A 21,463-nucleotide genomic window follows, 5' to 3' on the forward strand; every position below is an offset into this window, starting at 1 on the left:
GAGAACCCCATGGCTATGGATCTGGACGCCCTCACACGGGCGATGATCGCCTGGCGGCGTGACCTGCACGCCCATCCCGAGTTCGGCTTCGAGGAGAAGCGCACCGGCGCTTTCGTGGCCGCCAAACTGCGGGAGTTCGGCCTCGACGAGGTGGCCGAAGGCGTGGGTGGCACCGGAGTCGTCGGCACACTCAAACGCGGCAGCGGCAATCGGGCCATCGCGCTCCGGGCCGATATGGACGCCCTGCGCATCTTCGAACAGGGCACGTTGGACTATTGCTCACAGAACCCCGGCACAATGCACGCCTGCGGCCATGACGGGCACACCGCCATGTTGCTCGGGGCAGCCAAACTCCTCGCCGAGGAAGGTGGCTTCGACGGTACAGTGCGCTTCGTCTTCCAGCCTGCCGAGGAATGGGGCAAGGGCGCGCTCGCCATGCTGGCCGACGGATTGATGGAGCGCTTCCCGTTCGAGGAGATCTACGGCCTGCACAACATGCCAGGGCTGCCGACCGGACACTTCCAGACCCGGGTGGGGCCGATCATGTCGGCGGAGGACAACTTCGAGATCGTCCTGAAAGGCGTCGGCGGACATGCCGCTCGCCCTCATTGGGGAAACGAGGTGCTGGTCGCGGCCTGCGCGACCGTCATGAACCTCCAGACCATTGTGTCTCGTCGCCTGAGCCCAACCGACATCGGTGTTGTCTCAGTGACCGAACTGATCACCGACGGTACCCGCAACGCGTTGCCCGGGCTTGCCCGCATTCTCGGTGATGCGCGCAGTTTCCAGCCGGAGGTCAGCGCCGAAATCGAGAAACAGATGCGCATCATCGCTGCGGGAACGGCCATGACCTACAACGTCGCCGCCGAGGTGACCTACACGCGCGAGTTCGTGCCGCTACTGAACGATTCCGCCCTGGTGGACGAAGTCTTCACAGCGGCCCGGACCGTGTTCGAGCCCGAGCACGTCTCGACTGCCCGCGAGCCGATGACCGGCTCGGAGGACTTCGCCCGCTTCCTGGAGCACGTGCCCGGCTGCTTCGTGTTCGTCGGCAACGGCAAGGGCTCCGCGCCTCTGCACAACCCGGCCTATGACTTCAACGATGACGGGCTGCTCTATGGGGCCCGCCTCCATGCTGCCATCGTCCGACAGCGGTTACCATCCATCTGACAGTCACGGATCTGGCACATCGAACCTCACGAGACATCACTCAGAAGGCAGCTTCGGGTCACAGGCAGGATATCGGTGCACAGAACGGCCCGTCCGAAGTGCCATGGTAAGCTGACGAAGGGTTTGGAAGGAATGCTCAATCTGAGTGTCCTGCCGGTAGAGGCGACCAAGGTTCGGAGCAAGTTTCAGACCTCGGGCTTAAGCAGCTCAAGGCGAACGACCAGCGCGTACCAGCAGCAGACCTTGCGACCCAGTGGTTGACCATTGAGTCAGGGGTTCTAACGTAATTTGAACAGATCGGTACGAGTGGATATGAATTATCCGCGGCCCTGATCGCCAACATCAACTCAGCGATAGAACAACCCCTGCAATGCCGATGCTCACACCTGCCAAGCGGTGGATCATCTGGCGGTGACCGAGGACGATGCCTATTGCGAGGCCCGCCCCGTGCAGAAGAACAGTCGCCGAGACAAAGCCCAGACAATAACGGGCTGCTGCTGCTTCCATCGGCATCTCGGCTGCATGGGCGTAGCCGTGGAAGATGGCAAACATTCCGGTCAGCATCATGGCTACGGAGACGCGGCAGCGAATCCTTGCTGCTAGAGCTGCGCCGAAGACAACCACCGAAAGGGCAATACCCAGCTCGACGGCAGGGATTTCAATGCCCATGAAGCCCGTGACGCCGCCGACGAGCATCATGGAGGCGAAGGTCGCCGGAACGGCCCAGAGAGCCCGCCCACCGAGCACGGCGGCGAAGAGGCCGACGGCTACCATGGCCAGCGTGTGGTCAAGACCACCAAATGGATGTGCAAAACCGCCAACTAAACCTGAAGCGGCATGGCTACCTGTATGGGCAGCGGCCGGGATGGCCGTCCCGATCATGGAAACGACAAGAAGGGAATGCTTCAATCTCATGAGATGCTCCTCTCAAGCGTCTGCGGCAAGGCCGCCGGCTCGTTCGATGAATTGCGCGATGGCGTCGACGCCGACGCCGCCGCGGATGTTGCTGAAGACATAGGGGCGCTGACCGCGCATGCGCTTCGTGTCCTCCTCCATGATAGCGAGATCCGCGCCAACGTAGGGCGCAAGATCGATTTTGTTCACCACCAGAAGGTCCGACCGGGTGATGCCAGGTCCACCCTTACGAGGGATCTTCTCGCCGCCTGCCACATCGATAACGTAGATGGTCAAATCCGCAAGTTCGGGCGAGAAGGTTGCAGCCAGATTGTCGCCGCCGGACTCCACCAGCACAATGTCGAGCACTGGAAAGCGTTTGCGCATGGTTGCGATGGCCGCGAGATTGATCGAAGCATCCTCCCGAATCGCTGTGTGTGGGCAACCGCCTGTCTCCACGCCCATGATACGCTCCACCGGAAGGGCATCTGCAACCGTCAGCAGACGGGCATCCTCCTTGGTGTAGATGTCGTTGGTGATGGCACAGATGTCATAGCGCTCGCGGAAGTTCTTGCAGAGCGCCTCCATCAGGGCGGTCTTGCCTGAGCCGACCGGCCCGCCGATGCCGACACGAAGAGGTCCTGTCTGGGATTTCATGAGCGGAAAAGCCTCGTATATTGGTTTTCATGATGAAAGGAGCCGAGATCGGCCCGGAAAGTTGCGCCACCGATATCGTCAAGAGACAAGCCGACAGCTTGGACGGCAACCTGCTGCACCGTCAGCGCCAAGCTGCTGCAGACCCGGATGCCGGCCGTCTGCCCGATCGGTGCGAGCCGGATCGCTGCTGAGACGAGCGTTTGCACAAGCCCAAAGAGGTAGGCGTTCAGGGTGATCGACAGAGGAACGCGATGCGCCGCAGCTGCCATGCCAATGGCAATGGGGAATGCCACCTCGCCGTCTAAATCGAGCAAACCCGGAGCGGGCCAAGCGGCCAGGGTCGCGTCAAGAAAGCTGCGCCCCTGCTGGCTCGTCTCGAGGTACAACTCCGCGGAAGGGGAAAACGCGAGGGCGAATGCGTTGACATTCACGAGCGCAGCTTCATCGCCTGCCTCTACGGCCCGGTAAGCGTGGCTCAGCAGGATTGCGTCGTTGCGGCCGAAGCCGAGCGTCATCTGATCCCTCAGCCATGCAGCGAGCGACCCCTCGTCCGCCACGTCCCCTGCTTGGACCGCCCACTCCAGCGTGTGGGAATAGGCATAGCAGCCGACCGGATAGGACGGGGACAGCCAAGCGAACAGCGGCAGGATGCTATGGCCTTTCTCGACTGCCTGCAGCAGGAGCGCATCATCCATGGCCGTGTCCATGGTGATGGCCGGAATGCCCTCCGTGCTCGTGCTGATGGTAAGCACCCCGCACCGGACGGAACGGACGCTCGACGATCTCCGTCCTGGCTCCGAGCCCATGCAGCATCTCGAGCAGCACATGATCGTAGGCGATGTAGATCGCTCCCTTGCTGATTTCCGCCGGCACGTGCCGGTTGCCGATATGCCAAGCAAGAATGAGGAGATCGAGAGGATCTTCGGTCGAGACCGCGATGAGCCTTTCTGCCGCTGCCCTCACCCCCACGAGCCAGCCGCTGTCGAGGCGAATGGCGTCTCCATCCTCAAGCACGTCGGCCCTTTCGAGGTCGAGCAGGAATGCCGTGCCGCCATCGGCGTTCAACAGGATGCGACGTCTGTGTCGGTCGCCATGGTCGAGGGTGATGATATCGACGACGCGGTCGGATTCGACGGCGTCACGGCGGATGATGGATGTGGCACGGATCATGTTCAGAACAGGAAGTAACGTTGAGCCATGGGAAGAACTCTGGCCGGTTCGCAGACCAGCAGTTCGCCGTCGGCGCGAACGTCATAGGTTTCGGGATCGACCTCAATGAAAGGCGTGGCGTCGTTCAGCACCATGTCCTTCTTGCCGATGCCGCCCCTAACGTTCTCGACGGCGACGAGCTGCTTCTGGACACCGAGCCTCTCTGCAAGTCCGTTCTCGACGGCCGCCTTGGACACGAAGGTGAGCGAGGTTGTTGCCAACGCCCGACCATAGGCCCCGAACATCGGACGGTAGTGCACGGGCTGAGGCGTAGGGATCGAGGCGTTCGGGTCCCCCATGAGCGCCGCCGCGATGGCTCCACCCTTGATGACGAGATCAGGCTTCACGCCGAAGAAGGCCGGCGTCCAGACAACGAGATCGGCGAGCTTTCCGGCTTCGACGGAACCGATATGCCGGGATACCCCATGAGCAATGGCGGGGTTGATCGTGTACTTTGCCACATAGCGCCTAGCGCGCAGGTTGTCGTTGTCGCCGGTCTCGCCGGGCAACGGCCCGCGCTGGACCTTCATCTTGTGCGCCGTCTGCCAGGTGCGAATGATGACCTCGCCGACGCGACCCATGGCTTGGCTGTCGGAGGACATCATCGAGAGTGCGCCGATATCGTGAAGGATATCCTCAGCCGCGATGGTCTCCTTGCGGATGCGGCTCTCCGCGAAGGCCAGATCCTCAGGAATCGACGGATCGAGATGATGGCAGACCATGAGCATGTCGAGATGCTCGTCGATGGTGTTCAGCGTGTAAGGCCGCGTCGGATTTGTGGAGGATGGCAGCACATTGGGAAGCCCAGCCACTTTAATGATGTCCGGTGCGTGCCCCCCACCCGCCCCTTCCGTATGGAAGGCGTGGATCGTGCGGCCCTTGAAGGCGGCGACGGTGTCCTCGACGAAGCCCGACTCGTTGAGCGTATCGGTGTGGATCATCACCTGCACGTCGTAGGCATCGGCCACCGAAAGACAGCAATCGATGGCTGCAGGCGTGGTGCCCCAGTCTTCATGGAGTTTGAGGGCGCAGGCGCCAGCCTCGATCATCTCCTCCAGTGCACCCGGACGTGAGGCATTGCCTTTGCCGGTGAAGGCAAGATTCATGGGAAAGGCGTCCGCCGCCTCGATCATACGGGCGATATGCCAGGGCCCTGGCGTACAGGTGGTGGCGAAGGTGCCGGTGGCCGGCCCCGTGCCGCCGCCGAGCATCGTCGTGATGCCTGACATCAGAGCCTCTTCGATCTGCTGCGGGCAGATGAAATGGATATGCGAGTCGAAGCCGCCCGAGGTGACGATCTTGCCCTCTCCGGCGATGATCTCCGTGCCTGGGCCGATAATGATGTCGACGTTCGGCTGCACGTCCGGGTTGCCGGCCTTTCCGATCCCGGTGATCCGCCCCCCCTTGATGCCGATGTCGCCTTTCACGATACCCCAGTGATCGAGAACGACCGCATTGGTGATGACGGTGTCGACCGCGCCCTGAGCCCTGGTCGCCTGCCCCTGCCCCATTCCGTCACGGATGACCTTGCCGCCCCCGAACTTCACTTCCTCGCCATAGGTCGTGAAGTCCTTCTCGACTTCGATCACGAGGGAGGTATCGGCAAGCCTGATCCTGTCGCCCTTGGTGGGGCCGAACATGGCGGCATAGGCCGCACGCGGGAGCGAGGCTGGCTTTCTTCCATTCGTCATCAGAGTGCCCCCATCACGCTTTGGCGGAAACCATAGACCTCGCGCTTGCCGGAGAGCGGCACCAGCGTGACCTCACGCGTGGAGCCGGGCTCGAACCGCACCGCTGTGCCGGGCGTAATATCGAGACGCATGCCTCGCGCCTTCTCGCGCTCGAAGGACAGGGCCGGATTGGTCTCGAAGAAATGGTAGTGGCTCCCGACCTGGATGGGGCGGTCGCCTGTGTTCGCTACTGTCAGCACGGTTCGCTCCGCGCCGGCGTTGAAGGTGATCTCGCCATCTTGCGCCATGACCTGCCCGGGCACGTCCTTGGAAGCCGCACCCCGGATCGGGTGATGCACGGTCACGAGCTTGGTGCCATCGGGGAAAGTGGCTTCGACCTGAACGTCGTGAATCATCTCGGCCACGCCCTCCATGACCTGATCGGCGGTGACAACATGGGCGCCAGCCTCCATCAGCTCGGCGACGGAACGCCCGTCGCGCGCGCCCTCCACCACCGTGTCGGTGATGAGAGCGATTGCCTCCGGATAATTGAGCATCACGCCGCGCTCCAGGCGGCGGCGGGCCACCATGGCAGCCATGGCGATCAGGAGCTTGTCTTTTTCGCGAGGTGTGAGTTGCATTCCAAGATCCTAGCTGAGCCAGACACGAGGCAGGGGCTCGCCACGAAAGCTGAGGAGGAACGGACAGATGGCAGCGCGGAGCGCCTCGACGGTGGCAGCGCAGAAACGTACGGCGAGGAGGCCGTTCCAGGCGCTCGCCGCAGCGTCGCAGCCCTGCCTGGAAGATAGCTGTTCGCGGACCGGTTCCAGGCGAGCCTCGGCATCCGGGGCGACATAAATCAAGGTCGCGAGGGCACGGGCGCCGTTGCCGACGCTCGGCCTCTGCAGCAGGTCGGCGATGGGCCCGTCGAGCAGCAATGTGTCGGCATAGACGAGGCGTGATCCGCGGCGGATGCGCCAACGGTCGATGAAGAGTCCATCCGTGATGCGCTCCCCCCTCGCCTCACGCCCGAAGACGACCGCCTCCAGCAGAGTCAGACGCCCATCCTCGGCAACATTCGCCTCAAGCTGCCGGTCAAGCCTCGCGTTGTCGAACAGAATAGTCTCCTGCGGGAGCCAATCGAGACGAGCCCCTGCTCCTGAGGTGAGCTTCACCAGCAAATTCGAAACAGGCCCGTCCGAGCGATAAACCTTCTCCGCGGCAGGAGTCGCAACCGTCACCGAAGCATTAGCCTGAGCCTCGACTTCCACCGTGAAGCGATCGCCACAGGCGATGCCGCCTGCGGTGTTGACGAGAACGGCATCGAGCCCTGCACCCTCCCCCCTCGGTAGGCGAATGCGCATAGAGCCGCTTTCCTCGATGCGCATCGGCCGAGTCAGACCATCGAGAGCGGCTGCAGCGAACGATACACGACCGACGGCCCGCTGGCGCAGGGTCTGAAGGCCGTCAAATGGCAAGGCGCTGACGAACATCGTTCCCCTCCAGCGCTGCACGGTCGCCATGCTGCACGATCTCACCGCGCTCCATGACAACAAAGCGGTCTGCCAGATCGCGGGCGAAGTCGAAATACTGCTCGACGAGCACGATCGCCATGTTCTTGCGCCCGCGCAGGTAAGAGATGGCGCGGCCGATATCCTTGATGATCGAGGGCTGGATGCCCTCGGTCGGTTCATCGAGCACCAGGAGCCGCGGACGCATGACCAACGCCCGGCCGATGGCGAGCTGCTGCTGCTGCCCACCCGACAGGTCGCCGCCCCGCCGCCCAAGCATGGACTTGAGCACCGGGAAGAGCTCGAATACCTCCTCGGGGATCTGACGCGAGCCGCGCTTCAACGGCGCGAAGCCTGTTTCGAGATTCTCCTTCACCGTCAGGAGCGGGAATATCTCCCGGCCTTGAGGCACATAGGCGATGCCGAGCGCTGCGCGCTCGAAGGGCCTCAGGCGCGCGATGTTCTGCCCCTCGAAAAGGATACTGCCACTCGAGATCGCCCGATGGCCCGCTATGGCCCTGAGCAGCGATGTCTTGCCCACGCCGTTGCGTCCGAGAACGCATGTGACCTCGCCCACGGCAGCAGCGACGGAAACGCTGCGCAAAGCCTGGGCCGCGCCGTAATGAAGAGACAGGTTTTCGACTGCGAGCATCATCATCTGCCTAAATAGACTTCAACCACACGTTCATTGGCACTCACCGCATCGAGCGATCCCTCGGCCAGCACGGAACCCTCATGCAGGCAGGTAACCTTCACATCGAGATCGCGCACGAAGGTCATGTCGTGCTCGACCACGATCACAGCCTTGCTCTTGGCGATGTCACGGAGAAGGTCGGCGGTGTCGGCGGTTTCCTGGTCCGTCATGCCGGCGGCAGGCTCGTCGATCAGCAGGAGCTTCGGCTCCTGCGCCAGCAGCATCCCGATCTCGAGCCATTGCTTCTGCCCATGAGACAGCTCGCCTGCCCTGCGATGGCGCTGCGCTGTGAGGCGCACCCGCTCCAGAAGAGCATCGATCCTCTCCCGATCCTGAGCCGCACGGCGCGAGAACAGGGTCGCGAAAGGCCCGCGCTTGTTCTTCAGTGCGAGAAGCAGGTTGTCCTCGACCGTGTGCATCTCGAAGACGGTCGGAGTCTGGAACTTTCGACCGATGCCGAGTTCGGCGATGGCTGTCTCATCGAGAGCGGTCAGGTCGTGGGTGCCTTCGTACAGGGCCGTGCCTTCGTTGGGCTGCGTCTTTCCGGTGATCACGTCCATCATGGTCGTCTTGCCTGCCCCGTTGGGGCCTATGATGGCGCGCATCTCCGCGTGGTCGATGGTGAGGGACAGAGCGTTGAGCGCACGAAAGCCATCGAACGAGACGGTGACGTTATCAAGATATAGCAGGGTCGGCGTAACCGGTGCGGTCATGGCTCACTCCGCCGGTTGGGTGACAGGTTGGGGTGAACGGCGCGTGCGCAGCTTCTGACTGGAACGCTCCCACAGATCCCCGGCGGCGCCGAGGATTCCGTGGGGCATGAACAGCGTGACGAAGACGAAGAGGCTGCCCAAGGCGAATAGCCAGAACTCCGGCAGCGCGGCGGTGAACCAGGTCTTGCCCGCATTGACCAGCAGCGCCCCGAGAATGGCGCCGGCAAGGGTCCCGCGTCCGCCGACCGCCACCCAGATCACCACCTCGATGGAAGTGGCTGGAGCAAATTCACTCGGATTGATAATGCCGACCTGCGGTACGTAAAGCGCACCCGCGATGCCCGCCAGCATGGCGGACAGCGTGAATACCACAAGCTTGTAGTGCTCGACGCGGTAGCCGAGAAAACGCGTGCGGCTCTCTGCATCGCGCACGGCCACGAGCACCTTGCCGAATGTGGACCCAACGACCCACCGGCACAGCAGGTAGCCGCTTGCAAGCGCCAGGACAGAGAGCACGAACAGGGCTATCCGCGTCGAGCCCGCCTGAACCGGGAAGCCGAGAATCTCTTTGAAATCGGTCAACCCATTGTTGCCGCCCAGCCCCATGTCATTGCGGAAGAAGGCCAGCATCAGCGCGAAGGTCATGGCCTGAGTGATGATGGAGAAGTAGACGCCGGTGACCCGCGACCGGAACGCGAACCAGCCGAACACGAAGGCGAGCGCCCCGGGCACCAGCAGCACCATCAGTGCCGCGAAGGGGAACCAGTCGAAGCCATGCCAGAACCAGGGCAGCTCCTTCCAGTTCAGAAATACCATGAAATCGGGCAGGATCGGATCTGCATAGGCACCACGAGGCCCAATCTGGCGCATGAGGTACATGCCCATGGCATAGCCTCCCAGTGCGAAGAATGCTCCTTGTCCGAGGGAGAGAATGCCGCAGAACCCCCAGATCAGATCAACCGAGAGCGCCAGCAGGGCAAAGCAGACATATTTGCCGAGCAGCGGCACCAGGTGATCCGAGAGGTGCAGGGCCGATCCGGGAGCGGCCAGTCCGTTCATGGCCGGCACCAGGATGGCGGCGGCAGCCAGGAGGGACAGAACGAGAGTTGTCTTCCAGTCGAACAGGGATTGAGTTCTCATGCTTCCACCGCCCTGCCTTTGAGCGCGAAGAGTCCGCGCGGACGCCTTTGAATGAAGACGATGATGGCGATGAGCAGGACGATCTTGCCGAGGACTGCTCCCGCATAGGGTTCGAGCATCTTGTTCGTAATGCCGAGCGTCATCGCGCCGACCAGCGTGCCCCACAGGTTTCCGACACCGCCGAACACGACCACCATGAAGCTGTCGATGATGTAGCCCTGCCCCAGATTAGGGCTGACATTGTCAATCTGGGAGAGTGCCACGCCGGCGATGCCCGCCACCCCCGATCCGAGCCCGAAGGCAAGCGCATCGATGCGGCTGGTCCGGATGCCCATGGAGCCTGCCATGCGCCGGTTCTGCGTGACGGCCCGCACGTACAGCCCCAGAGAGGTGTATCGCAGCACAAAGAGCAGGATCGCGAAGACTGCAAAGGCGAAGACCACGATGGCCATGCGATTGTAGGTCAGGCTCATCGCCCCCACGTCCAGTGCCCCGCTCATCCAGGCCGGTGTCCCGACCTCCCTGTTGGTGGGGCCGAAGATCGTGCGCACAGCCTGCTGCAAGATGAGGGAGATTCCCCACGTGGCGAGCAGGGTTTCCAGAGGACGTCCATAAAGGAAGCGGATCACGGTCCTCTCAATGAGAACGCCGACTGAACCCGCAACCAGAAACGCGAGCGGCAGCGCGATCAGGAGCGAGGCTCCGAACAGCCCAGGGAAATGGGAGCGGATCAACTCCTGCACCATGAATGTGGTGTAGGCTCCCAGCATCACCATCTCGCCATGAGCCATGTTGATGACGCCCATGGTGCCGAACGTGATGGCAAGGCCGATGGCCGCCAGCAGCAGGACGGACCCGAGGGAGATGCCGTACCAGACGTTCTGGACTGCTTCCCAGAACGCGAGGCGAGTCCGGATAGCTTCGGCCGCTTTTCCTGCAGCAGCCATAACTTCAGGCGTTGCCTGGGACGGCAGGTTGGACAGGAGAGCGAGAGCTTCCTGATCACCCCGATTCCGAAGGGTTTCAACGGCAGCGAGCCTCTGCGTGGGCAGTGCATCCGGCTTATTCAGGAGGATGGCGGCACGGGCGCTCTCAAAAGCATTCCGGACATGCGGCTGGCCCTCCTGCGCAATGGCTTTTTCCAGCGTGGGCAGGGCTGCCTCATCCCGGGAGCGGAACACGGCGCGTGCAGCCTCCAGACGCTTCGTCGCATCGGAGCTAAGCAATGTTAGGCTGCCGAGCGCAGCCTCGACAGCACGGCGCACCCGGTTGTTGATCCGGACCGGCTTCAGCTCACCAGCCGGATTGCCCCATGCCTGACCCGTGGCGGCATTGGTGAGGTCTCCGGAGCCTCGGCGAACGAAGACCTGTCCGGACCCGACGAGGAGCCGCCCGTCTCGCAGGGCCTCAATGACATCCACGGCCAAGGGATTGCCGCTGCCAGCAACGGTCCCGATTGCCGCTTCCGTATCCGCATAGCTGTCACTGGTGAACTTGGGCAGAGCCTCTTCATAAGGTCCCGCCAGGGCAGCAGAGGCCATGCCGAGCAGCAGAACGAAGACTTGCAGGAAATTGCGCAAAACAATCATGAAATGAACTTCGAACCGAGGGAGCGTGAGGGCGGCGGCCGCCGCCCTCATCTTTGAGGGTTTAGGAACCGCACTTCTTCGTCACGTTGTTGTAGTTGCCGCACTTGAGGGTTTGCCAATCGGCGACAAGGTCCTTCGAGCCCTCTAGGTGCTTCGACCAGGCATCGCCTGCCACCAGATCATCGGTTTGCCAGACGGTGTCGAACTGACCATCTTCCTTGATCTCGCCGATCAGCACCGGTTTGGTGATGTGGTGGTTCGGGAGCATCTCCGAGACGCCGCCGGTGAGGTTCGGGACCTTAATGCCTACGATGGCATCGATCACCTTGTCCGGCTCCGTCGTGCCGGCTTTCTCGACGGCCTTCACCCACATGTTGAAACCGATCACATGGGCTTCCATCGGATCGTTGGAGACCCGCTTCGGATTCTTGGTGTAGGCCTTCCACTTCTCGATGAAAGCCTTGTTCTCGGGCGTATCGACCGACTGGAAGTAGTTCCACGCTGCGAGATGTCCGACAAGGGGCTTCGTGTCGACGCCTGCGAGTTCCTCTTCGCCGACTGAGAAGGCCACAACCGGAATGTCAGTCGCCTTCACACCCTGGTTGGCGAGTTCCTTGTAGAACGGCACATTGGCATCGCCGTTGATCGTGGAGACCACGGCCGTCTTCTTGCCCGACGCGCCGAACTTCTTGACATCGGCGACAATGGTCTGCCAGTCGGAATGTCCGAACGGCGTGTAGCTGATCATGATGTCCTCGGCCTTCACGCCCTTGGACTTCAGATAGGCCTCCAGGATCTTGTTGGTCGTGCGGGGATACACATAGTCCGTTCCGGCCAGAACCCAGCGCTCGACCTTCTCCTCCTTGGCGAGGTAGTCGACGGCCGGAATGGCCTGCTGGTTCGGAGCAGCGCCCGTGTAGAATACGTTCCGCTCGCTCTCCTCGCCCTCGTATTGGACCGGGTAGAACAGAATGCTGTTGAGTTCCTTGAAAACCGGCAGCACCGATTTGCGCGACACCGAAGTCCAAGCGCCGAAGACGGCTGAAACCTTGTGCTGGCTGATGAGTTCGCGAGCCTTCTCGGCGAAGAGCGGCCAGTTGGAAGCCGGATCGACGACGACTGCCTCAAGCTTCTTGCCGAGCAATCCGCCCTTCTTGTTCTGCTCTTCGACGAGCATCAGCATGACATCCTTCAGGGTTGTCTCGCTGATGGCCATCGTGCCCGACAATGAGTGGAGAACCCCTACCTTGATCGTTTCCTCTGCTTTTGCGGCCTGCGCCGTGGCGCTCGAAACCAGCGCCGCTGCTGCCAGCGCCATCAGGTTTCTACGCGTCATGTCGAATATTGACATAGGTCCTTCTCCCTTGCCTGCCCTGGTTCAGGTGCAGCGAGGGACTACCATGCAAGAAGCATGCCACGATCGCCTGAGAGGTAACGGTTTGAGAGAACGATGACGATGGAGTTGGGAAGACAGCGGTATCTGCTCAGAAAAGCGGCGAAAGCTCAAATACAAGGCTTGTGAAACAATGCTATGATCTGGAGCGGAATGTCAGCCTAGGGTCATTTTCTGCCGGTTCCCTGCCTTCCAGAAGGTCTGCTTAACCGGATGAACAGACCAATGCGCTACTACCAAGAAATGCCAGAAGCGGACGTTTTCCCCTGATGGCTTCCTCCACGGCTGGTGCCCCGGATTAACGGGGTGCTTACTCCGGTGCCGGATAGTGCCGGTCCACATACGGCAAAGGAGAAGCCATGAGTGACGTCGTTGGAATTCCGGGCAATCGGATCCGCTCGTTCGTGGAGCGCATCGAGAACATCGAGAACGAGATCAAGGAGTTGAACGAGGCCAAGAAGGAAGTCTTCTCCGAGGCCAAGGGCGAAGGCTTCGACGTGAGGATCCTCAAAGAGATCATCAAGCTGCGCAAGCAGGATCAGGACGAGCGTGACGAGCACGACAGCCTGCTCGACGTCTACATGCGGGCCATGGACGAAGCTGGTCCCGCTCCTGTCGCCGAGGCGGCTTGATGGGGTCTTAGAATTTCCGACAGTGAGAAGGCCGCCTACGCCGAGGCGGCCTTTTTGCTTTCCTTCGTAGTTCAGAGCCGTCCGACCGATCGTCAGGTCATCAGGCTGCCTATTCGCCGGCCGCCGAGGAATTCTTCCGGGAGGAGGTCCGCCGGCCTCCCTTCCGACTGCCGCCATTGCCGCCCCCGCCCGGAGATCCGCCAAGGGCGCTCGTCACGACCTCACCGGCGGCCCCAATGGCAGCCGCTGCCACCTGCAGTGGAGCAGCCACAATCTCGGCACCGAGACTGCCGGCAGCCGACACGGCATTCCGGCCTTCTTGGGTTCCGCTGCCCTGGCCCTGCGGCTTCTCAAGCACGTTCGCGACCGCCCTGAGGGCCTCTGCCATCACCGCGCGAGCCTGCGGGGAGGTGAGCGTTGTCTCAAGGGTCGAGAGCCAGGCCATCGGGTTCAGCAGGCTGCCCGACGAGCGGGATGCGGAGCGGGCTTGTGTCGTGGAACGCGATCGCGATGGGCCGGAGGTCGCACGCGCTGCCGTGCGCGATCCTGCGGAGGAACGGGCCTTCGTGGGGACAGCCTGGGACTTCGTGGCGGACCGAGAACCAGCCATCGCTTTAGGCTGGGCACGCTTGGAAGCGCCAGCTTCCTTCTTCGTGGCAGACCGGGAGGCGGATTTCGGCGCGGATCTCTCCGGCGCCTTCCGGCTCCTGCTGGGCTGGGAAACGTCGTCCTTTTTGGTTCGAGCCATTGTCATTCTCTCATCTGCTGGGGCCGCAAGCCGGCCGTACCGAGGAGTAGTTTTCCTCGATCATATCAATGACACCGTGCCCATTCGGTTCGTTCGCGCCAATCAGAAGGCGTTTTAGGCCCATCTCAAGAGCTCCATGCCAGCCGGAAGATGGTGTTCCTGCAGCGCCGGTCGCATGGCCTTGATGGACGTTCTATGGCGTCCGCGGGGTATGCATCCGGGATCGACGAACTCCGGTGCCGGACGTATGTAGAGCAGGATGAGGCCTTGCTCCTCAATAGTCGAAGATGCGAAGCCTCGATCTCGCATCCGGTAACGCGAACCCACGGCAGGGATCGCCGGAACTTGAACAAGCGCTTCGAGGGTTAATCGCCTGAACGTATCGCTATTATGGTAATTCCGGTATTCCTGCGCCCTCACAATTTGCACGAACGACAACGAGCAGCACCATGACCCAGCACCTGAAGATCGACTTCGTCTCCGACGTGGCCTGCCCATGGTGCGTCATCGGCCTGCTGGGGCTTGAGCAGGCGCTTGCCAATGCTGCGGACGCGGTGGAGGCCGACATCACCTTCCAGCCGTTCGAGCTCAATCCTGCCATGCCCGCCGCCGGGCAAAACCTCGTCGAGCATATCGCGGAGAAGTACGGCTCCACACCGGAGCAGTCGGCCGCCAATCGCGCGATGATCCGATCGCGTGGAGCCGAGGTTGGCTTCACGTTCAACATGTCGGAGGAGAGCCGGATCTACAACACGTTCGATGCCCACCGCCTGCTGCACTGGGCGGAGACCGTCGGGCGCCAGCGGGAGCTGAAGCACTCCCTGTTCAAGGCCAACTTTACGGACGGCACGAACGTGTCGGACCATGCGGTGCTGATGGATGCTGCCGTTGCGGCTGGACTCGACGGGGATGATGCGCGCGAGATCCTGGCGTCTGGGCGCTATGCCGAGGAGGTCCGCGCTGCCCAGCGAGAATGGATCTCCAGCGGCATCCGATCGGTTCCGGCCATCGTCATCAACGGAAAATGGCTGATCTCCGGCGGTCAGCCGGCCGCTGCCTTCGAGCAGGCGCTGCGCGGCATAGCCGCCGAGGTTGGGCGAGCCCCGGCCGGCACCTGACCATGCGTGGAATTCGAGCGGACTTGGGGGAGGACATGGCGGATGGTCCGGAGTGGGTCAAACTTCCACATGCCGGCCGCTCAACGAACGTCAGCTCTCAAATGGCAAACCGAACCAAGCTCTTTGGTCCGGGGAGTGCCAAGTGCGGTCGTTCGTCAATTGACCAGGAGGCCTGTCTGTCAACCGGAGTTCGGCGAGAGCCAGTACATGGTAAAGCCGTGGCTCCTGGGTGACCGGGCCCGGATCCGGTCGCATCTTGTTCTTTCGGGACACAGGAATGTGCCGGGCGTTCCCCCTGGCTTGGCCATAGATCTGCTGTAATGGCAGCCGACCCTGAGGCACCAGGGAGGCAACCATGGTCCACGCAAGAGCCCTTCTGCCAGCGTGTATCGGCATCATCGTGTCGACGATCGCCTTCAGTGCAGGTTCCGAGCCGAGCAGTCCCGAGAAGGTGCAAGCGGCACTCGATACTTGGCTGGCCGGGAGAGCCCCACTGGAGAAGGTCACCGGCATCGCCGCCTACATCAGCCTTGGGGATCCTGGGCCGGCTATCGAGGCATTCGCCGGCACCACAGGCCGATCAGCCTCCGACGGACCTGTCAGCCAGAACACCCTGTTCCAGATGGGCAGCACCTCGAAATCGTTCACGGCGGCCGTGATCCTGAAGCTTGAGGAGACCGGAAAGTTGTCGCTCGACGACACGCTTGGCAAGTGGTTGCCGGAGTATTCAGCCTGGCAGGATGTCAGCATTCGGCGCCTGCTCAACATGACCAGTGGGATCCCGAACTATTCCGAGACTGAGGCGATGTCGCGCCTGTGGGTCGAGGAACCCCAGCGCGACCTCAGCGCTGAGGAGCTTGTGAGGCTGGTGTATCCCACCAGTAGCAACAGCCTCCCTGTCACAATGGGCTACCACTACTCCAACACCAACTACATCCTGGCGAGTATGATTGCTGAAAAGGCAACTGGAAAGACATTCCAGGAACTGGTTCATGAGCTTGTGATCGAGCCGCTCGGGCTTCACTCGACCTTCTACGAGAGTGGCTCCTATCCTGAGACTGTGCTCCGGCGGCTGGCGCATGGCTATTTCGAGAACCCGGCCTGCACCGATTATCAGCCGAAGGATTGTGCGGCGTCCTGGAACCTGCCGCTGATAGGCCGCGACGTTCGTGCCATGAGCTCATCGTGGGCCCAGGCCGCTGGCGGCGCAGTCTCGAACGCACGGGACGTCACCCGCTGGATGCGGGCGGTGTTCGCGGGCCGGGTGGTGCCCCCGAAGCAACAGGGTGAGTGGCTCCGGATGATCTCGACCCGGACCGGAGAACCCCTCGCCCAGGTGTCATCGGAGGACCCGCGCGGCTTCTCCCTCGGGTTGGTCCAGGCAATCCTCGGACAGATGGGGGCGCACTGGTTCTATGAGGGCGAGACGCTCGGCTACCGCACTCTCTACGTTTGGTTTTCGCAAAACGATATCCTGATCACGGTGCAGACCAACTCGCAACCTGCCGACGGAATGGACCGGCTCCACGACGCGGTCATTGCAATCTACGATGCGGTCAAGCCGCCCGCCTCGCCATGACCATTCGCTGCTCAAAAAAGAATGCCGAACAGGGTCAGACGCCCGATTTCTCGCCTCACTCGGACCGTCTGGTTACGTGAAGAATGCTGCTCTCGAGCTTCCATTGAAGGCATGCCGAGAGTGGACCTTCAGTACAGGCGCGTGGGATCCGCTCATCACCTGCTTCAGGGATCCCCTTCGCTCACGTCGGGCTAATTTCGCGCTTAGGAGGGCAGGTTGCGTAACACCTCTGGCTCGCCCCCAAGTTCCTGATGCACGCTGTTGCAACTGAGTCACTTCATGGGATGAAAGCCTTCATCGAGGCGATACAACCATTCACGGTCGAATGCCTCAACAATCGACCGGTATGTAGCCATGCTGGGCTGATCGAGGCCTTTACCGTCACCCGAGCACAAGAACTCCGAAAGCCGTTCATCGACTATCTGCGGCGATGAGACCGGCAGTCCAAGAGAGATCAGATCGTGAGCGAAGGAGCTTCCTTTCGGGAGGTACGCATTGGCTGTCTGCAGGTAGTCGCTTGTGGCGGGAAGACGGATCATGATGATCCGGGTTACCGATGGGCTCGAGTCCGGTCCGAGGAGCGTGGCTCCGCACATGAGACCGCCAAGCACTCTGACCGGGGCCGTCGGAGGAAACAGGCAAAACAGGAACTGCGCATCGCCTGAGAGCTCCCTCAGGGTCATATGCATCGCACGGTTGCTCAAACTCAGCGTCCCACTCACCTGGAGCTGACCTGTTGGCAGAACCTCCGAATAGGCAACCTGCGGAGTTGCGGTATCAGCAATCGTCAATCCGCCGCGGATCATGTGACCGCGAAAGTATGGCGACCAGGAATTCGAGTAGCAGACATAGGCGCCTGCCAAATTCGAGTAGGTATCCTTCGCTCTCCCGGAGCGCACAGAATGCGTTGGTGTGCCCTGGGAGGAGAGCGCTTCCCGGCCGATGTTGTACCGTCGAGCAACAACCTCCAAGAAGGCATCGAACTCGCAATTCGCGATCCATTCGGCGCTCTGGTCGATGTCCAGGACGCTGACCCAGTCCTGGTAGAGCCGGGCATCACGCGGGCTGGAGCGACCCTGCAGCCATTTATGGGCTCGTTCAATATCGAATGTCGTGGCAGCGTTGACCCGCCTGAAGGCAGCCGCCAGATCTTTGCGAGTGATCAACCCAAGCGCGGCAGTTGTCACCCGCAGTTTCCGGTCGATGTCGCGCGCCATCCGATCACCTCTTGCAAGCAGCCCACCGTCGGCATCTTGGAGGGTTCGTCTGGTCTATGGCTATGGAAATTCCAGGCAATTCCGCCGAAATCCTTCGCCTTCCATATGCAGTGCGTTGAACCTTCAGCCACTTTAGCGATCCTGAAACGGTCACTGCTGACTGCACCGGCCCTGTCCCGCCTGCGACGTAACGCGAGGAACTCATGACCACCGCTCAGTCGACGATCTGCATAAGTTGCTGGCAGAATATGCGAGTTCCGATCGCTCTTCGGGGGCCTCTGTCCATCCCGTTCCGCGTCGTCGGGATCAAGAGCAGCAGGATGAACCCGAATCTCTGCACGGTTTGCGAGACCTTCTTCTCCCGTGTGTATGGCAAGAAGCGGGGCATCTTCCCGGCGACGGTCCTCTTTGCCGACCTCCGGGGCTACACCTCGCTGTCCGAAGATGCGCCTACGGAAGAGGTCGGGGACATGCTCGACAGCTTCTACGACGTTTGCGCCAAGGCGATCTGGGAACGGGACGGGGTCGTGAACAAGTTTCTGGGTGATGCGGTTCTGGCGGTGTTCAACTTTCCCTATACCCGTCAGGACCACGTGCAGCAGGCTGTTCTGGCCGCGACCGATATCCAGCAAAGGTGGCTCGAGCGAAGCCGGACGGCCGTGGAGGAAGGCCGTGCCTCCTTGGGGATTGGCATAGGGATCCATACGGGAGTGGCGTCGATCGGCGAAGTTGGGAAGGCTTGCAAGGAGTTCGCCATCACTGGCCCAGTGGTGAATCTGGCGTCGAGGATCCAAGGCTCCGCGGAGGCCGGAGAAATCCTGGTGAGTGAAGCGGCCTACCAACAGACTGCCGATGCCGCTCCTGATCGCGAGTCCAGGGAATGCCAATTCAAGGCTATTGAAGGACCTACAAGGATCCACGTGATCTAATTCGAGCTTGCGGCTTCCTCGACGCGGATGAGCGGAAGGCTTGCCGATAACTACCCAAAGCTTACGCCAGGCTTTTCGGATTCAGTTTCCGCTTGTTGCCATACCGGGCCGCCGTCGAGAGCCGAACTGTGGGCAAACGCGGCCTTCCAAGCGAGCGGCTGCCTTAATCGTTTTGGCTCCAATCCGGGATCATTGCTGCGAAGAGCCTGCGTTTCATCTCACAACCCTCCTGTGCCGGAGAAGCCGTGGCGCGAGCGTGTGGCTCCATCGGGGACCCATGTGCCCAATGCGCACGAAACCGCCGCGACGGCATGGACCGATCGCATATGCACGTCTGTTTATCGAGCCGGCTGAAACGCAGCCCTTCGCTAACCCTATAGGGCCGCCGTAAGTGCGCTGGGTGCTTACTATGTGATTACCAGCAACTGCATGCTCAATCTGCTGGATGAGCTCAGAGTGGCTAAGTTCTTGGAAGATTTGGTGGGTGATGTAGGGCTCGAACCTACGACCCGCTGATTAAGAGTCAGCTGCTCTACCAACTGAGCTAATCACCCGTCGCCGAAGCGAATTCAGCGGCGCGATGTCCGCTGAAGAGGCCGTGCGTGTAACAAACCGGATGGAGCCTGTCTAGCCCCTGTAAGCGAGGTTTTCGGCCCAGGGGCGGATTTTTCCAAGAGCTTGGGCCGCAGAGCAGGTTTGTTGCGCTATCGGCCTCCAACCGAACGGACAAGCCTATGATTGTCGCGGGAAGGGGCGAGCGGCTCAAGCCCAAAGCTTGAGGGTTCGATACTCCGGACGCTCTCCGAGCAAGAAAAAGGCCCGCCAGGCGGGCCTTTTCGCCAATCATTCCGCCGCGTGCTGGGCATGCAGGCGGGCACCCCGGCTCATGAGCTTGTTGAGGGCGCCGAGATAGGCCTGGGCGGAGGCGACCAGAGTGTCCGGATCGGCCGCACGGGAGGTCACGCTGCGGTCGTCGGCAGAGAGGCGGACCGAAACTTCCGCCTGGGCGTCCGTACCCTCGGTGACCGCGTGGACCTGATAGAGTTCCAGCACCGCCTCGTGAGGCACCAGGGCCTTGATGGCGTTGAAGGTGGCATCCACCGGGCCGTTGCCCTCCTGCTCCTCCACGACGATCCGCTCATCGACCTGGAGCCGCATGGTGGCGCGTTGCGGGCCGCGGGTGCCGGCGACGATGTGGAGGGATACCAGCTTGATGCGGTCATGGGCCATGGCGATGTTCTGGTCGACCAGCGCTTCGATGTCCTCGTCGTAGACATGCTTCTTGCGGTCGGCGAGTTCCTTGAACCGCTCGAAGGCATCCTGGAACTGGTTGTCGGAGAGGCTGTAGCCCAGCTCCTCCAGCTTGTTGCGGAAGGCGGCACGGCCCGAATGCTTGCCCATGACCAGAGAGGTCTTGGACACGCCGACGCTCTCGGGCGTCATGATCTCGTAGGTCTGGGCGTTCTTGAGCATGCCGTCCTGGTGGATGCCGCTCTCATGCGCGAAGGCGTTCCGGCCCACGATGGCCTTGTTGTACTGCACCGGGAACGAGGTGGCGGCAGACGCGAGCTTCGAGGCGCGGGTCAGCATGGTGGCCTCGATGCCGGTCTCGTAGGGCAGCACGTCGCCACGGGTCTTGATGGCCATGACAATCTCTTCCAGAGCCGCATTGCCCGCCCGCTCGCCGATGCCGTTGAGGGTGCATTCGATCTGCCGCGCTCCGCCCTCCAGGGCTGCCAGGGAGTTGGCGACGGCGAGGCCCAGATCGTTGTGGCAATGGGCTGAGAAGATCGCCTTGTCCGCATTCGGCACGCGCTCGCGCACCGCTCGGAACATGGCGCGGTACTCGTCGGGCGTGGCATAACCCACCGTGTCCGGCAGGTTGATGGTGGTGGCACCGGCCTTGATGGCGGCTTCCACGCAGCGGCACAGATAATCGATCGGAGTGCGGGTGGCGTCCATGGCGGACCACTCGATATCCTCGATCAGATTCCGCGCCTGGGTCACCGTCGCGGTGATGATCTCCAGCACCTCCTCCTCCGACTTGCGCATCTGGTGCGCCAAGTGGATCGGCGAGGTGGACACGAAGGTGTGGATGCGCGGGCGCGCCGCATGGCGCACGGCCTCGCCGGCGCGGGCGATGTCGGCCGAGATGGCGCGGGCGAGGCCGGCGACGGTCGCCCGCTTCACCTGTTTGGCGATCAGGGCGACAGCCTCGAAATCGCCGTTCGATGCAATGGGGAAGCCCGCCTCGATGATGTCGACGCCCATGGTGTCGAGCAATTCCGCGACTTCGAGCTTCTCCTCCAGGGTCATGGTCGCGCCGGGGCACTGCTCGCCGTCGCGCAGGGTGGTGTCGAAGATCAGAACGCGGTCCTTAACGGCGCCGGATACGGAAGCGGTCATCAGTCTAGTCCTTCTCGGAGGTAGGAGCCTCAAGGCTCAAGGTTGTTCCTGCTTGTCCAGAACCCCTGAGAGCCCAGGCGGCAACGCCCAGCCGACCCTCAGGGGCAGCTAAGGAGAAGGAGGCCAAGAAGGCGCGCGCGAGCGGCCGCGGAAGCGGTGCCGTTCATCCTTGCGCTGGGGGAGCCGATGATCAT

21 protein-coding genes and 1 tRNA gene are annotated in these 21,463 nt (G+C 62.0%); 6 read left to right on the top strand and 16 right to left on the bottom strand.

Going from position 1 to position 21,463, the window contains the following annotated elements; all coding sequences use genetic code 11:
- Window positions 1–9 precede the first annotated feature (9 nt).
- Window positions 10–1,170 (top strand): M20 aminoacylase family protein, encoded by a 1,161-nt coding sequence (locus AC0QTX_RS00170; RefSeq protein WP_474601796.1) that lies wholly within the window; start codon window positions 10–12, stop codon window positions 1,168–1,170.
- Between the two features lie 342 nt (window positions 1,171–1,512).
- Here AC0QTX_RS00170 and AC0QTX_RS00175 read toward each other — a convergent pair whose 3' ends face one another.
- From AC0QTX_RS00175 to urtA, 12 genes are all read right to left on the bottom strand, one after another.
- The gene (locus AC0QTX_RS00175; RefSeq protein ID WP_474601797.1) at window positions 1,513–2,085 is read right to left on the bottom strand and encodes a HupE/UreJ family protein; all 573 of its coding nucleotides are present in this window, start codon (window positions 2,083–2,085) and stop codon (window positions 1,513–1,515) included.
- 12 nt (window positions 2,086–2,097) lie between these two features.
- Entirely contained in the window at window positions 2,098–2,721 is a 624-nt protein-coding gene (gene ureG, locus AC0QTX_RS00180) for an urease accessory protein UreG (RefSeq protein ID WP_474601798.1), read from the bottom strand.
- Window positions 2,718–3,428 (bottom strand): urease accessory protein UreF, encoded by a 711-nt coding sequence (locus tag AC0QTX_RS00185; RefSeq protein WP_474602073.1) that lies wholly within the window; start codon window positions 3,426–3,428, stop codon window positions 2,718–2,720. The genes ureG and AC0QTX_RS00185 overlap by 4 nt, the downstream gene beginning before the upstream one ends.
- A complete protein-coding gene (locus AC0QTX_RS00190; protein ID WP_474601799.1) occupies window positions 3,409–3,891 on the bottom strand; it encodes an urease accessory protein UreE in 483 nt (160 codons plus the stop codon). The genes AC0QTX_RS00185 and AC0QTX_RS00190 overlap by 20 nt, the downstream gene beginning before the upstream one ends.
- A gap of 2 nt (window positions 3,892–3,893) precedes the next feature.
- Entirely contained in the window at window positions 3,894–5,621 is a 1,728-nt protein-coding gene (gene ureC, locus AC0QTX_RS00195) for an urease subunit alpha (protein ID WP_474601800.1), read from the bottom strand.
- Window positions 5,621–6,241: an urease subunit gamma gene (locus AC0QTX_RS00200; protein ID WP_474601801.1), complete on the bottom strand. Its 621-nt coding sequence runs from the start codon at window positions 6,239–6,241 to the stop codon at window positions 5,621–5,623. The genes ureC and AC0QTX_RS00200 overlap by 1 nt, the downstream gene beginning before the upstream one ends.
- A 9-nt stretch (window positions 6,242–6,250) precedes the next feature.
- A complete protein-coding gene (locus tag AC0QTX_RS00205; RefSeq protein ID WP_474601802.1) occupies window positions 6,251–7,093 on the bottom strand; it encodes an urease accessory protein UreD in 843 nt (280 codons plus the stop codon).
- A complete protein-coding gene (gene urtE / locus AC0QTX_RS00210; protein WP_474602074.1) occupies window positions 7,068–7,763 on the bottom strand; it encodes an urea ABC transporter ATP-binding subunit UrtE in 696 nt (231 codons plus the stop codon). The genes AC0QTX_RS00205 and urtE overlap by 26 nt, the downstream gene beginning before the upstream one ends.
- A gap of 2 nt (window positions 7,764–7,765) precedes the next feature.
- Entirely contained in the window at window positions 7,766–8,518 is a 753-nt protein-coding gene (gene urtD / locus AC0QTX_RS00215) for an urea ABC transporter ATP-binding protein UrtD (RefSeq protein ID WP_474601803.1), read from the bottom strand.
- 3 nt (window positions 8,519–8,521) lie between these two features.
- Window positions 8,522–9,658 (bottom strand): urea ABC transporter permease subunit UrtC, encoded by a 1,137-nt coding sequence (gene urtC / locus AC0QTX_RS00220; protein ID WP_474601804.1) that lies wholly within the window; start codon window positions 9,656–9,658, stop codon window positions 8,522–8,524.
- Window positions 9,655–11,247, bottom strand: coding sequence for an urea ABC transporter permease subunit UrtB (gene urtB, locus AC0QTX_RS00225; RefSeq protein WP_474601805.1), 1,593 nt, complete (start codon window positions 11,245–11,247; stop codon window positions 9,655–9,657). The genes urtC and urtB overlap by 4 nt, the downstream gene beginning before the upstream one ends.
- A 61-nt stretch (window positions 11,248–11,308) precedes the next feature.
- On the bottom strand, window positions 11,309–12,565 hold the full coding sequence (gene urtA / locus AC0QTX_RS00230; RefSeq protein WP_474602075.1) for an urea ABC transporter substrate-binding protein: 1,257 nt from the start codon (window positions 12,563–12,565) through the stop codon (window positions 11,309–11,311).
- A 434-nt stretch (window positions 12,566–12,999) separates the two neighbouring features.
- On the opposite strand from urtA, the gene AC0QTX_RS00235 reads away from it, so the two are divergent.
- Entirely contained in the window at window positions 13,000–13,272 is a 273-nt protein-coding gene (locus tag AC0QTX_RS00235; RefSeq protein ID WP_474601806.1) for a DUF2312 domain-containing protein, read from the top strand.
- A gap of 109 nt (window positions 13,273–13,381) precedes the next feature.
- On the opposite strand, the gene AC0QTX_RS00240 is transcribed toward AC0QTX_RS00235, so the two are convergent.
- Window positions 13,382–13,660, bottom strand: coding sequence for a hypothetical protein (locus AC0QTX_RS00240; RefSeq protein WP_474601807.1), 279 nt, complete (start codon window positions 13,658–13,660; stop codon window positions 13,382–13,384).
- A 22-nt stretch (window positions 13,661–13,682) separates the two neighbouring features.
- Here AC0QTX_RS00240 and AC0QTX_RS00245 point away from each other — a divergent pair, with 22 nt between their 5' ends.
- From AC0QTX_RS00245 to AC0QTX_RS00255, 3 genes are all read left to right on the top strand, one after another.
- The gene (locus tag AC0QTX_RS00245; RefSeq protein WP_474601808.1) at window positions 13,683–14,138 is read left to right on the top strand and encodes a hypothetical protein; all 456 of its coding nucleotides are present in this window, start codon (window positions 13,683–13,685) and stop codon (window positions 14,136–14,138) included.
- 331 nt (window positions 14,139–14,469) lie between these two features.
- Window positions 14,470–15,138 carry a DsbA family oxidoreductase gene (locus AC0QTX_RS00250; protein WP_474601809.1) on the top strand — a complete coding sequence of 223 codons (669 nt, stop codon included), beginning with the start codon at window positions 14,470–14,472 and terminating at the stop codon, window positions 15,136–15,138.
- 355 nt (window positions 15,139–15,493) lie between these two features.
- Window positions 15,494–16,717, top strand: a complete 1,224-nt coding sequence (locus tag AC0QTX_RS00255; protein ID WP_474601810.1) for a serine hydrolase domain-containing protein — start codon at window positions 15,494–15,496, stop codon at window positions 16,715–16,717.
- 272 nt (window positions 16,718–16,989) lie between these two features.
- Here the strand turns inward: AC0QTX_RS00255 and AC0QTX_RS00260 are convergent, their stop codons facing one another.
- Window positions 16,990–17,934, bottom strand: a complete 945-nt coding sequence (locus AC0QTX_RS00260) for a hypothetical protein (protein WP_474601811.1) — start codon at window positions 17,932–17,934, stop codon at window positions 16,990–16,992.
- Between the two features lie 320 nt (window positions 17,935–18,254).
- On the opposite strand from AC0QTX_RS00260, the gene AC0QTX_RS00265 reads away from it, so the two are divergent.
- Window positions 18,255–18,863: an adenylate/guanylate cyclase domain-containing protein gene (locus AC0QTX_RS00265; protein WP_474601812.1), complete on the top strand. Its 609-nt coding sequence runs from the start codon at window positions 18,255–18,257 to the stop codon at window positions 18,861–18,863.
- A 478-nt stretch (window positions 18,864–19,341) separates the two neighbouring features.
- Here the strand turns inward: AC0QTX_RS00265 and AC0QTX_RS00270 are convergent.
- Both AC0QTX_RS00270 and AC0QTX_RS00275 read right to left on the bottom strand, forming a co-directional pair.
- Window positions 19,342–19,417 (bottom strand) — tRNA-Lys (locus AC0QTX_RS00270).
- 289 nt (window positions 19,418–19,706) lie between these two features.
- Window positions 19,707–21,269, bottom strand: coding sequence for a 2-isopropylmalate synthase (locus AC0QTX_RS00275; RefSeq protein ID WP_474601813.1), 1,563 nt, complete (start codon window positions 21,267–21,269; stop codon window positions 19,707–19,709).
- Window positions 21,270–21,463: the final 194 nt, after the last annotated feature.

The organism is Microvirga sp. jy35, from assembly GCF_056148915.1.